The following is a 14,088-nucleotide window of genomic DNA, read 5'->3' as shown; positions in this document are numbered from 1 at the left end:
TGTGTCCTTGCTGGTATTTCATTGAATGCGTTGTTTACGCATTAAATTTACGAATTATTATTGAATTTATACATGCAATTCTTACCGAAAATCATATGATTTATTTCTGTACAGATGAATGGGTTTTTAGACAGTCTGACGTTTTGCGGCTTGGCGTAGTGGCGGATTTTTAGCACAAATGTTCAATCGAAGAACTGCACTTGAACCTACCACAAAACTGTCATACGAAGCACTGAACCCGCCATTACGCCAAACCGCTGTTAGCAGTAGGCCTTCTGTCCTCCGTCCTAGCAAACCATTATCGTTGTTCAGTTTCACTGTCATTGTCTTTGTCGTGCTGGGTTGTGCGGTTGCGTATTTTTTATTTTCAGAAGGGGAGGAGATTTTTTTTTAATTCAATTTTGTCTGCGTGGGAAAGGTGGAAGCTCTTTTGCAAGCTTTGGTCTGTGCTTGGGTTTGGGCGGCTTGCAAATGTGCTTACACCTGTGCGTTGATTAATGTTCATGTCTTTGTCCTGCTCCGCTTTTTAAAATAAACTCGCTGCTGATTAAATAAGCACCTTCGGTAACAACTATATCACCTTGTTTTAAACCTGATGTAATCTCAATCCAATATTTATTTTCTGCGCCTGTTCCTATCATGCGTTGCTCAAATGTATTGTCGTGCGCTAATACCCAGACGGTTTTCATTTTTTCCAATAACACTGCGGATTTAGGAACTGCTAATACATTGGCAATTGATTTTTCGGGAATAACTGAAACCAATGTTCCGGGAATAAGTTTAGCTCCTGAATTGTTTACTCTGATTTTGAGTAGGTGTATTCTTTTTCCTTCTTCTACTATTGGGTTGCTATATACCAAAATACCTTTGTAAATTTCTTCGGGATTGCTTTCACTGAAAATCTGAAAGTTTTTGCTTTCTGCAATGCCTGAGATTTCATTGGAATACAATTGTGCTTCAACCCAAACCTGGTTGAGTGAAGTGATTTTTATAAGTGGGCTTCCTTCTTCCACATACATTCCCTCAGTGATGTTTACTTCGGTTACATAGCCAGATTCAGGTGAGTAAAAAGTTATCAACGGGCTTGTTTTGCCTGATGTCTCTATTTCGGAAATTTGTTTTTCGTTTAAGCCCCACAAAAACAATTTATTTTTTGCTGCACTTACTAACTCGTTGGTGAGTTTGGTTGTGGTGCTTACTGTTTTTGATTTTTGAAGCAAAGACAAGTATTCTTTTTCTTCGGATTGCAGTTGCTCACTGTAAATACTGTAAATCGGACTTCCGCTTTTAACATATGCGCCTGTGGTTTTGATAAATAGTCTATCTATTCTGCCTTTTACACGGCTGCTTATCGTTTTTACTTGCTCTTCATCAATGGCAACAGTTCCAATAGTACTTGATGCAGATGAAATGTTTCTTACTCTTACTGTATCAGTTTTAATACCTGCCAATTCTTGTTGGCGGTTATCAATGGTAATGAAATTGCCTTGCTGACCTGCATGTTTATTTTCCTTTTTCTCTACCTTGATTAAAGACATATTGCAAACGGGACAAGCACCGGGTGTGCTGCTCACAACGCTTGGGTGCATGGGGCATGTATAATAACTATCTGATGTTGCCTCATGATTTTCGTGTCCGTTTTTGCAGGCTGCAAGAATGAATATTGAAATCAGAATGGTTGAATAAATAAATTTTCTCATGTCAGTTTGCATTTAAAAATGTTTCGCTGTCGGTCATCAATCCTGCCTCTTTAGCAATTTCTTCATTTGGAGAAAGTCCGCTTTGTATAGTTATCATTCCATTGGCACTTGTTCCTGCAATTACTTTTCTTAACTGAAAAATTCCTGTGCCGTTTTGGGTAGTATCGGTTTTAACCCACACAAAAGCATTCAATCCGGTTTTGTAAACTGCCGATGAGGGAACTTGCATATTCTTGCTTTTGCTTAATGTAAATTGTGCTGTAACAAGCGAATTTATTTTCAGAGAATTGTTTGGGTTGGGCAACACTATTCTAACCCTTGCAAAACGCTGGTTGGCTTCTTCAAAAGTTTGTTCAATCAGAGCAACTTTTCCTTTGAGTGTTTTTGAAGGATTGTTCTCAGAAACTATTTCTACGGATTGGTTTTCGAGAATTTGATTGGCATATTGATTTGAAACAGAAACCAATGCCCAAACTTCTTGCAAATCATTTACGCTGAAAAGTGTTTGCCCTTCGTTTACATACATACCTTCACGAATTTGTGAAGCGGATGCAGCATAAGAACTTTCATTATTAGTGTTTTGCTTCATATTCATTGTGTTCATGGCAGAATTATTCTTTGTGCCAGAATTTTGCTGTTGTGATTGCTCTGAGAAAAATACATAACCGTTAGTAGGGCTGTAAACAGGAATAGTTAAAGCTACTGTTTCATTTTTTTCTAACTGCGTAATTTGATTGTCGGTAATTCCCAACAAACGAAGTTTTTCTCTTGATTTTTCTATTAAACTATTTTCGTTATTAGATTTCAGGATAAAGAGATGTTCTTCCTGAAATGTGCGTAAATCGGGGCTGTATATGTCCATGATCTTATCACCTTGCTTTACATATTGGTTACTGAATTTAACATAGAGTTTTTCAATTCTGCCACTGAAACGGGCTGCAACAGATTTGTTTCTGTTTGGGTCGGTAGTGATGTAACCTTGTGCTTTTATTATATCACCGTTGATGCCTGATTGCAATTTTACAGTAGCTTGTCTTGATAAAACTTGTTTGCTTGGAGATATGGCTTGAATAAGTTCTTCCTCGACCAACACCAATTTCATTTTACAAATTGGGCAGTTGCCGGGTTGGTCGCTGATTATTTCGGGGTGCATAGGACAGGTGTAGACTGCACCGCTGTGTTGCTCATGGCTGATTTCCTGCTGATGATTTTCGTGTTTGTTTTTGCATGATGACAATACTGTAAATATCAACAGCAAAGCAAAGAAGCCGATGCTATTTAATTTCTTTCTCGTATTCATATTCTGCTTCTAATTTTAAGATGTTGAACAATTTGTCATACGCTTCCAGTTTTTTCATCAGCAACATTTCCCAAGCATCAAGCAATACAAAAAAATCGCCTGTGTTTTGTTTGTATGCAAGCAGGTTGGCTTGCAGGTTGTTTTCATAAGCGGGAATAATGTTATTTATGTAGCTCTGGTATTGTGCATTTTCGTAATTGAGCATAGCGAGTTTTTCAGACAACATTCTTTTTGCCATCAGTTCCATGCTTAGTTTCTCCTGTTCCATTGACTGGATTTGAAAACCCAATGACTTGTTTTCTGAATTATACATTTTAGAAGACCAAGGCACAATAGGAATAGTCATCATACCCATGACTGACCATTGATTGGGCATTCCAAACATTTGCATATGCTCTACCCGAATACCGAAATCGGGACGGTTTCCAATTTTCATAACTTTCTGTTCTAACTTCATGGACTGAATGTAATTTGACATGGCAGTTATATCACTTCGATTTGAAACACTGCTTGTATCAGTAATATTGATTGAATAGTTGTGCGGTGCAATACTTGTGTCAACCTGAAAAGGCGTATTGACGTCACGTACCATAAGTATATTTAAGCCGATGTTGCTTTCTGCAATCATTTGGTCAAGCATCAGTAACATATTGCTCAGTTCGGCTAAACGAGCTTTGGCTTTGTAAATGGTTTGCAGTTGTGATTGGTTGTTGCTGAATTTTTCCTCGGATGTTGTGATGAGCAGTTGCAGTATTTCTTCACTTTCTTTTAATATGAATTGTTTTTTCTCGGTTACAAATCGGTTGTAATACAAAATTTTCGCTTCATGCCTCAATTCGTTTTTTGTCCATTCACTTTTGCTTTTTTCGATTTCAGCAAGTGAGTTGATGTAATTTTTCTTAGCATTCAGTTTGCTTTGGTTGGGTATCATTTGCTCAAATGAAAAAGCAATACCCGCCTGGTTCATGGGGTCGTTTTTTTCATTCAACATCATCAGGTTATATGGCCACCTCATAACTCCGGTTGAAAATGTTGGTGGCATCCATGCTTTTGCTCCTTCTGCTTTTGCTTGTATTGATTGAATATTGTATCGATATGCAATAATGGATGGATAATTGGTCTCTACCCGTTGCAGCAGATTTTCCAATGAGATATATGTCGTGTCCTGTGCACGAACAAGGCTCAGGAGAAACAGTAGTGTTATGAATAGTAATATCTTTTTCATTTTTTAAAAGTTTTTAAAATAAAATCAACCCGTTCTTCAGGCGGCAAAACAGGCACATGAACAATAGGGCAAGGGAAGGATTCATACACTTTTATTATCAGGTTATGAATTCGGATTTGTTCTGCTTCGTCTTCTAATCGGGCATAGTCATTAGTGAGCGGAAGGCGGTCTAGTATAAATACATGTTTGTAACAATATTTATTACACTGTTCTATTAACCTATCGTCATATTCCAATCCCAAGAACTGATAGTAAGCCATTGCATCGGGCAACGCGCGGTCTAAAAACACCATTTCGTTAACATCTAACGTTCCTTCTTCTTCAATCTGCATGTTCAGAACTCCTAACTGAAATTCTTTTTTGTTTTCTCTGATTTCCTCAACTGTGCGTCCTCTTATTTGTTGTGTGTCAATATAATGTCTTGCGTGTTCAATAGTGGTTTTGTAACCCCTTTGTGCAAGCAAGTTTACCACTGTCGTTTTTCCTGTGCAGGGTCCTCCGGTAATTACATTCCAATTTGTTATGATTTCTTTGTGTTTCATATCATCTATTTATTCTTATATGAAAATGTTTCGCATAAAGCCGAACATTCATCTATTACTTTTTGTATTCTATGCGGTTTCACTCCTATGCTCTGTAACAATGTGTGATTGTGGTGCATGGTTTTACACAGCACTATTTTTCTATCTAATAATTGTTGCTTCTCTTTTTGTGTAAGCGTAGTAAGGCAGGTTACAGGATGCAAGCCCGAACCGTCAATCCAATCTTTCAATCCATTATTTTTGGGATAATCCCAACCCACCAAATTCATATTCATGCACCTTCCGTATTGTGCTGCATCGTCTGAAAATCGGGTGTTGGTTACTACCCAGCCCTGATGAATTTTTTCGGCATGTCCATCTATTTGTTTCCATGATGCTTCCACATCTAAAAACCTAGACTGTATGTAAAGCGGAATTTTTACATCGCACACATAGTCTTGCCGGTTATGGAATTTACATTCAATCATAAAATGGTGTTCGTCCTTTTCGGCAATTACATCCACTTCATGATTTACACAATGTCCTTTTACTATTACTCCTACCTGTGTTTTGTAACCTTGATGTTTTAATAGTTCCGCCACGAATTGTTCAAAAGGAAAACCGGAAGGACCTAATTCCATAATGGCATGTTTTAGTTTATACCGTGCCGCCATCGGGCGCGATACATTTCTCAGTAAGCGAAACGCTGTTTTATAAATTTTGCGGGTGGACATTCCTTCAACCAACATTTCCATTACTTCTGCAACTACTTCATCGGCTTGTTCGGAATTAGCACCTGAGCGAAAAAGGGATTGCTTCAATTTACTCTTATTAAAGGGCACTTTAAGCCCGGATGCTTTGATGATATTTATATTTTCTGTGTTATTCTTCATCGTGTATAATGTTTGTTCGTTTTAGAATTTGAATAACTAAGAGCGAAAGAGCAGCAGAAGCAATAACCAACAACCAGTCTTCTGCCTTGAGCAGTTGAATATTTAATGCTTCACGAGCCACTGGGATAAAGAATACGGACATTACAATTAGTCCACTTGACAACAGGGCATACCACACATATTTATTGCGAAACACTTCGGATTTAAAGAAAGATGTTTTAATCGAAGCCATGTTAAATACATGAAACATCTGGCAAAAAATAAGCGTGAAGAATAATATGTTGTTGCACAATTTTGGGTCAAAGTGTTCCCCAGTATGCATAACAAAGTGACTAAAGAAAACTGCTCCTAATGTGCAAACAGAAATGATTGCCGCATAAATCCACACAGCATACCATTGTTTTGTTTTTAAAAGCGGCTCGGAAGGATTACGGGGTTTGTGTTTCATCACAAAGGGATTGCCCTCGCTTACGCCCAATGCCAGTGCGGGTAACACATCCGTTACTAAATTGATGAACAAAATTTGCAGAGGAAACAGCTGAAAATGGAGATTGGATAAGGCAGCCAAAGACACCACAAACAATTCGCTCATGTTGCAGGAAAGCAGATAAATCACAAACTCCTGAATATTGCTAAAAATGACACGACCTTGTTTAATTGCGTGAACAATGGACGAAAACTTATCGTCTTTCAATACCATGTCGGAAACTTCCTGTGCCACTTGTGTTCCTCTCACACCCATTGCAATGCCGATGTCTGCCTTTTTTAAAGCCGGGGCATCATTTACGCCATCGCCTGTCATGCCCACAATATTCCCTTTCTCCTGTAATACGGTTACTAAATCCAATTTGTGAGTGGGCGTTACCCTGGCAAAAACGGATGTATTGAGCCAGTGTGTTTTTTCTTTTTCGCTCAATTGGGAAGCGGGTTTCATCTCTTTTCCCACCACAGGCGTATTGTTTTCAGAAATGCCTAACTGATTTGCTATGTAATTTGCGGTGGCAGGGTGGTCGCCTGTTATCATCACCACCTTAATGCCGGCATCCTTACATTCATGGATAGCATCAAGCACATCTTCGGCAGGCGGGTCCATCATTCCGTAAAGGCCGGCAAAGACCAAATCAGTGGTGAGTGAAATATCTTTTGATGGAGTTTCTTTATACGATCCGGCTATTACCCGTAAACCAGATGCAGCCAATTGTTCTGATTTTTCTTTCCAATGCTTCCTTGTCTCTTCATCAAGTGTTTGTATTTCAGAACCGATAAGAATGCGGTTGCACTGTTGAATAATTTCTTCCGCTGCACCTTTGGCATACACAACAAAGCGATTGTTGTCTTCATGTAGTGTAGCCATCATTTTCGTTTCTGATGAAAAAGGAACTTCATTTATTTTTGGAAAGTGCTGCCGTAATTGCTCAATATTCTTACCATTTTTGTGTGCATACTTTAATAAGCCCGTTTCAAGTGGGTCGCCAATTTCGATAATGTTGTTGCCAGTTATCTGTATGGAAGCAGTATTACACAAAACAGCGATTTGCTGCATGATATTTTTATTCTCTTCAGAAGTTCCATCAGCAGGAACTAAATCTGTAACCTCAATTTTGTTTTGAGTAAGTGTGCCTGTTTTATCGGTGCAGATAACTGTTGTTCCTCCTAAGGTTTCAACGGCAGCCAGCTTTTTTACAATTACTTTATGCTTTGCCATTTTCATCATTCCCTGTGCCAATGCCAACGTTGCTACAATAGGCAAGCCCTCTGGAATAGCGGCTACGGCAAGTGCGATAGCGGTTTCAAGCATTTCTACATAATCGCCATGTGTGAAAAGACCCACAACAAAAATCAACACTACTAAAGCAACAGTGATGTAAATCAGTTTACGACTGAAAACCTGTAATTTCTTTTCAAGCGGTGTGGCAGATTGGTCTGCCGATTGAACAAGGTGCGCAATCTTGCCCAACTCTGTTTTCATGCCCGTTGCCGTTACCAATGCTTTTGCATTTCCATTGGTAACATACGTTCCTTTGTGCAACATATTAGTGCGGTCTGCAAGTGGAGTTTCTTCGGGTAATTCGGTCTCTTTTTTTAAAACTGGCATTGCCTCGCCTGTGAGCGATGCTTCATTAGCGGAAAGTTGTGATGAGTTAATAATTCTTGCATCGGCAGTAATCATATCGCCTGCCTCAACAAATAGTATATCACCCGGAACAACTTCTTCGGATGAGATCTCTATGAGTTTACCATCTCTAAAAACTTTTGCGGGAACACTTGCCATCTTTTTCAAAGAATTCATAGAGCGTTGCGCCTGTATTTCCATCCAAAAGCCAATAATTGCATTAATTGAAATAACAAGAAGAATGGCAATTGTATCTAAATACTCCTTAAACCAAAATGACATAGCGGATGCAAAAAGCAACAGATAAACCATGAGGTTGTTGAACTGCGACAAGAGAATTTTCAACGGAGATTTTCCTTTATCCGATTGAATTGTATTGCTGCCGTGTTTTTCGATACGATTTGCAGCTTCTTTATTCGACAAACCTCTTTCACAATTGCTGTTTAGTTCAGCAAAAAGTTGATTTAAGGGAGTTGTATGTTTTTGATTTACTTCCATCAATCTTTTATTTCAAGGTATTCTACTTTACCATGTTTCTTCAATTCATACTCTTTTACCAACTGATACACTACAGGCAAAACAATCAAAACGAAAAGCGTAGAAGTAATCAAGCCGAATACAAATGGAATAGTGATGGGTTTCATTACATCGCTACCTACACCTGTTGCTAAAAGAATTGGCATTAAACCCAACATGTCAGCCATCACAGTCATCAGTTTTGGGCGAACACGCATTACTGCACCCGAGAAAACAGCCGCTTTTACATCATCCATTGAGAGTGCAGCACTTTTCTTTTCTTCTACTTTGTCGCGAATGGCTTCATTCAAATAAACAAGCATCAGCACACCTGTTTCTACTGCAATGCCGAAAAGAGCAATGAAACCAACTGCTACCGCCACCGAAAAATTAACCTCGAAAAAATACATGGAATAAACGCCACCAATTAATGCAATAGGAATACTGGAAAGCACAATGAGCATTTCCTTGACAGAATGAAAAGTGAAATACAACACAAAAGCGATAATGAGAAGGGTGATAGGAATGATAATTTTTAATCGTTTTTCTGCCCGGACTTTATTTTCATATTGTCCGCTCCACTCAATGAAATACCCTTTGGGTAATTTTTTAAAATCTGTTTCAATTCTTTTTTTGGCATCACTTACCACGCTTCCCATATCTCTGCCACGCACATTGAACAAAACCGTTCCCCGAAGCATGGCATTTTCTGAATTTATCATGGGTGGTCCTTCAGAAAATTCAATATCTGCCACTGCCGAAAGCGGAACAACACCATAGTTAGCCGTTTGAATAGGAGTGCGTTTTATTTCCGCTATATCACTTCTGAAATCCTGTGCCAATCGCATCGACACGCTGAAACGTTGCCGACCTTCAACGGTTTGGGTCAGCGGCATTCCACCCAATGCCATTTCTATAATCATGTTTACTTCTTCAATGGAAAGATTGTAGCGGGCAATTTCTTCACGATTGATTTTTATGTCGAGATATTTTCCTCCGGTTAATTGTTCTACATATAAGTCTGCAAGCCCTTCAATACCCTGTAATGATTTTTCAATTTGTCGGGCAATGTTGTAGATGGTATCTAATTCTTGTCCATAAATTTTTATACCGATATCTGTTCTCACTCCGGTTGAAAGCATGTTGATACGGTTGATTATGGGCTGTGTCCAACCGCTTGTAACACCCGGTATCTGCACCTTATCGTTTAACTCTGTGATGAGTTTTTCGGTAGTCATTCCTTTGCGCCATTCCGATTTTGGTTTCAGTAGAATAATACTTTCAATCATACTCATTGGTGCGTTGTCCGTAGCGGTATAAGCTCTTCCCGCTTTTCCCAATACGTTTTCCACTTCGGGAATCGTCATGATAAGTTTGTCCTGCACTTGCAAAATGCGCTTGGCTTCATTGTTGGAAACATCGGGAAGCGTTACTGGCATAAACAACAGTGAACCTTCATCCAACGGAGGCATAAACTCAGAACCCAAACGCAACACAAACGGAATGCTTCCGAAAACAATCAAAATGGAAATAGCTATAACTGTTTTTTTCCAACGCTGACAGAGGCGCAAAACGGGGCTGTAAATTTTGATGAAAAAGTTTGCAATAGGATTTCTGCTTTCGGGAACGAGTTTTCCTTTCATCAGTGAACGCAATAGCATGGGCACAATGAACAAAGCAACGATGGCAGAGCCAATCATTACAAATGTTTTTGTGAATACCAATGGAGAAAATAATTTCTTTTCTTGACCTTCTAAAAAGAGTATGGGAGCGAAAGAAATAAGCGTAACTAAAATGGAAAAGAAAACAGCTCTTCCAACGGTGCGTGAAGAACGCTCAATAATTTTGATGCGTTCTTCTTCGCTTAATTCTTTGGTATTTCCAATTCTTTGCTTTTCCATTATTCGTCTGTTTTTAAAACTGCCTTTACCAAGCCTTTGTAGGCATTTTCAGTCATTACAATTCCTGCATCTACCAAATCGCCAATTGCCAGCGCAATACCACCCAATGACATGATGTTGAGAGAAATGCCAAAAAGTTTTACCAACATAAATCCGATTAAAACCGATAAGGGAATAGTGATTATTGCAACTGTTGCACTACGCACATGAAATAGAAATAGCAACACAACAAGTGCTACTACAATAATTTCTTCAATTAATGCTTCTTTTAAAGTAGCAATAGCAGCTTCAATAAGATTGCTACGGTCGTAGGCGATTTTTATTTTTACTCCGGGTGGCAATCCTTTTTCTACATCACCCAATTTTTCTTTTACACGGTCAATCACTTCTTTGGCGTTTTCACCGTATCGGGCAACTACTACACCGCCTACTACTTCACCTTCTCCGTTTTCATCCACAATTCCTAAGCGGATGTCACTGCTCATTTGCACATCGGCAACATCTTTCAGTTTTATGGGAATATTTTTATTGGAGCCAACAGAAATTTCCTCTATATCCTGTATGCTTTTGATATAACCCAAGCCCCTAATCATGTAACCCATGCGGTTCATTTCATAAATACTCCCTCCCACATCACGGTTGTTTGCTTTTAAGGCGTTTGCCACATCCATTGCAGAAACATTGTAATAAATCAGTTTGTTAGGATTTATGCTGACTTGATACTGCTTTTGAAAACCACCGAAAGAGGCTACTTCGCTGACACCTTCTACATTTTGCAGGGCAAATTTTACATACCAGTCCTGCACAGCTCGCAATTCTCCTAAATCGTAGCCATCACCCTGAAGGGTGTACCAAAAAACATGGCCTACGCCTGTTCCATCGGGTCCCAAAGAAGGCGTTACTCCCTGTGGTAATGCTTGTTGTGCAAAATTCAATCGCTCCAAAACTCGAGTTCTTGCCCAATATATTTCCGCATCGTCATTAAAAATGACGAAGATGAAACTCATGCCAAACATGGATGCGCCCCGAATGGCTTTTACATTTGGAATACCTTGTAAATTCGAAATCAAAGGATAGGTAATTTGGTCTTCTATGATTTGCGGATTACGCCCCATCCACTCGGTGTAAACGATTACCTGATTTTCGGAAAGGTCAGGGATAGCATCAACGGGAGTGGTCATTACCGACCAAACGCCTCCAACCACAATAAGCAAAATGCCAATCCAAACAAAGAACCGGTTATGCGTTGACCATGAAATGATTTTTTCTATCATGAGTTACAATTATTAGAACGACTTAATGATTTGTGTGTGTGCTGTCGTGGTTATGTTGCTCATCCATTTCTTCAACTTTTTGCAAATCCATGTTGCACTTGGGGCATTGACCGGGTTTGTCATACGTTTTTTCTCCTTCACATTTCATAGGGCATTGGTATTGGGCAGTTGCGCTTTCCTCTATTGCCGATTTTTCTGTTTTGGTTTCAGAATTATTGCTTCCGCAAGAAGTGAAAAACATTGTTGCTGTAAATAGTAAAGCTGCTGTAATGATTTGTTTTTTCATGATAAATTGTTTTTAGTTTATGAAATTTTTCTTTTTAAAAGTTGTGCATTTATCGCAACCACAATTGTGCTTAAACTCATCAGCACTGCACCAATAGCCGGACTGAGCATAATATCCCATTTGTATAATACACCTGCTGCCAATGGAATAGCAAGAATGTTATAGCCCGCAGCCCACCATAAGTTTTGTATCATTTTGTTGTAGGTAGCTTTACCAAATAATATCAGGTTGGCGATATCTTTCGGGTCTGAGTTTACCAAAATTATATCTGCTGTTTCGGCTGCTACATCAGTGCCTGAACCAACTGCAATTCCCACATCTGCTTGTGCCAATGCAGGCGCATCATTCACGCCATCGCCTGTCATGGCAACATATTCGCCTTTGGTTTGTAATTCTTTTACTTTTTCTAATTTGTCATGCGGTAATAGATTGGCTAAATAGCCGTCCATTTTCAAATCATCGCTCACCTTCTTTGCCACTTTTTCATTGTCGCCTGTGAGCAGTAAGTTTTTAATTCCTGCTTCTTTAAGAATTTGAATGGCTTCAAAAGAGCTTTCTCTTATTTGGTCAGAGAAGGTAAAATATCCAGCAACGTCTTTGTTTATCAAAATGTAAACAACCGTGCCTGTGAAATTATCGATTGTGTCTGTTATTTTGATGTTTTGTTCTTTCAAATAATTCGGACCTACTACCTTTATTTCTTTTCCCTCCACATTTCCTTCCAATCCTATACCGGGCAGGTAATTGAACTTTTCTGATTTTGGAATTTCAATTTTCAATTCCTTTACTTTTCGCAATAAACCCGCAGCGATATAATGTTCAGAATGTTGTTCTATGCCTGATGCCAGACGGAGTAATTCTTTGTCATCATATTTTGTATTCAACACTTTTACTTCTTGCAATTCATGAGAACCTTTGGTTAGTGTTCCGGTTTTGTCAAAAATGATAGTTGTAATCAATCGAGCATTTTCAAAAGCTGTTCTGTTGCGAATGAGTAAACCTTTTTGTGCAGCGATTGAAGTTGAAATAGCCACAACTAAAGGCACAGCCAAACCTAACGCATGAGGACAGGAAATAACCATTACTGTTACCATTCTCTCCAAAGCAAACACAAATGGAAAATCTAATAGTAGCCAAACAACTAACGTTATTACACCACCACCTAAAGCAACAAATGTCAAAACCTTTGCGGCACGGTCGGCAAAGTTTTGAGTTTTGGATTTTATCTTTTGTGCATCCTCAACCAGTTTCACCACTTTGTTTAGATAGCTGTCTTTACCCGTGCTTTTAACTTCTATGGTGAGTGAACCATTGCTGTTTACTGCTCCGCCAATTACTTTACTGTCCTTTTCTTTTTTTACAGGTTTGCTTTCGCCTGTGAGCATACTTTCGTCCACATAACTTTCGCCCTCTATTACAATTCCATCAACAGGAACTTTTTCACCTGGCTTTATCAATACAAGGTCACCAATTTTTAAATGACTTACTGGCATATCGTGTATTTGTCCGTTGACCAAATGATGTGCAGTTGAAGGCATCATTTTTACAAGTAATTCCAATGAACGGGAAGCACCCATTACTGATTTCATTTCAAAATAATGACCAATGAGCATGATGTCTATCAGAGTTGCCATTTCCCAATAGAAGTCCATACCCTGCAAACCGAAAGTAATAGCTACACTGTATGCCCATGCAACCGTAATTGCTACGCCAATCAGTGTCATCATACCGATGGCTTTATCTTTTACTTCGTCATATAAACCTTTCAGAAAGGGATAACCACCATAAACAAAAACGAAAGTGGAAAGAGTTGCTAATACATATTTGTCGCCTACAAATGTGAATTCAAATCCTAACCACTGTTGTATCATGTGCGATAATGCAAGCACAGGAATGGATACAATCGAACAGATTACAAATCGCTTCCAAAAATCGGCAATATTATGTCCTGCGTGTTTGTCGTGTCCAGAGCCACCGTGTTCGGTATGGTGGTCATGTGTGTGGGTGCTTTCAGTATGATTATGCTCTGTGTGTTCCATATTTTTTGTTTGTTAATCTACCGTTTTGGGTGTTGTTTTAGCATTCTGACTAACGTTTTTTCAAAGTGTTAAAAATCAAATATTTAATCAGTCAGTCTTTGTCGCCCAAAATTACCCTTTTTCTGTGTCCAACCGTTAGCCGAAGAAATTATTTTCTTGCGGAAAAATGGGGAATGACCGCTAACGGTTGGTACATGTTGTCGGGGCGGATTTCGGAGAGCGTTCCTGTCCGAAGGACACGGAACTGCGATGCGAGAATCCGCAGTTGGCGTACCACTAAACCCGCCCTGCAATATGTACTGTGTTGAACTAAATCCCGC

General features: G+C 39.1%; 11 protein-coding genes. All 11 read right to left on the bottom strand.

What is annotated here, in order from left to right; translation table 11 throughout:
* Window positions 1-494: 494 nt before the first annotated feature.
* A complete protein-coding gene (locus KKG99_08700; protein ID MBU1013074.1) occupies window positions 495-1,700 on the bottom strand; it encodes an efflux RND transporter periplasmic adaptor subunit in 1,206 nt (401 codons plus the stop codon).
* Between the two features lies 1 nt (window position 1,701).
* Window positions 1,702-3,000, bottom strand: a complete 1,299-nt coding sequence (locus KKG99_08695; protein ID MBU1013073.1) for an efflux RND transporter periplasmic adaptor subunit — start codon at window positions 2,998-3,000, stop codon at window positions 1,702-1,704.
* Window positions 2,975-4,225 (bottom strand): TolC family protein, encoded by a 1,251-nt coding sequence (locus KKG99_08690; GenBank protein ID MBU1013072.1) that lies wholly within the window; start codon window positions 4,223-4,225, stop codon window positions 2,975-2,977. The genes KKG99_08695 and KKG99_08690 overlap by 26 nt, the downstream gene beginning before the upstream one ends.
* Window positions 4,222-4,767, bottom strand: a complete 546-nt coding sequence (locus tag KKG99_08685) for an ATP-binding protein (protein MBU1013071.1) — start codon at window positions 4,765-4,767, stop codon at window positions 4,222-4,224. Before KKG99_08685 ends, KKG99_08690 begins: the two co-directional genes overlap by 4 nt.
* Before the next feature lie 5 nt (window positions 4,768-4,772).
* Window positions 4,773-5,639 (bottom strand): restriction endonuclease, encoded by an 867-nt coding sequence (locus tag KKG99_08680; protein MBU1013070.1) that lies wholly within the window; start codon window positions 5,637-5,639, stop codon window positions 4,773-4,775.
* Entirely contained in the window at window positions 5,629-8,250 is a 2,622-nt protein-coding gene (locus KKG99_08675) for a cation-translocating P-type ATPase (protein ID MBU1013069.1), read from the bottom strand. Before KKG99_08675 ends, KKG99_08680 begins: the two co-directional genes overlap by 11 nt.
* The gene (locus tag KKG99_08670) at window positions 8,250-10,169 is read right to left on the bottom strand and encodes an efflux RND transporter permease subunit (protein MBU1013068.1); all 1,920 of its coding nucleotides are present in this window, start codon (window positions 10,167-10,169) and stop codon (window positions 8,250-8,252) included. Before KKG99_08670 ends, KKG99_08675 begins: the two co-directional genes overlap by 1 nt.
* Window positions 10,169-11,443 (bottom strand): efflux RND transporter permease subunit, encoded by a 1,275-nt coding sequence (locus tag KKG99_08665; protein ID MBU1013067.1) that lies wholly within the window; start codon window positions 11,441-11,443, stop codon window positions 10,169-10,171. The genes KKG99_08670 and KKG99_08665 overlap by 1 nt, the downstream gene beginning before the upstream one ends.
* 22 nt (window positions 11,444-11,465) lie before the next feature.
* Entirely contained in the window at window positions 11,466-11,729 is a 264-nt protein-coding gene (locus KKG99_08660) for a hypothetical protein (protein MBU1013066.1), read from the bottom strand.
* 17 nt (window positions 11,730-11,746) lie between these two features.
* On the bottom strand, window positions 11,747-13,768 hold the full coding sequence (cadA, locus tag KKG99_08655) for a cadmium-translocating P-type ATPase (protein MBU1013065.1): 2,022 nt from the start codon (window positions 13,766-13,768) through the stop codon (window positions 11,747-11,749).
* A gap of 83 nt (window positions 13,769-13,851) precedes the next feature.
* Window positions 13,852-14,088: hypothetical protein (locus KKG99_08650; GenBank protein ID MBU1013064.1), on the bottom strand; the 237-nt coding region annotated here is incomplete at its 5' end.

The sequence above is a fragment of the Bacteroidota bacterium genome, from assembly GCA_018816945.1.
Classification (GTDB): Bacteria; Bacteroidota; Bacteroidia; order Bacteroidales.
This window is presented reverse-complemented; position numbering and strand designations above follow the sequence as displayed.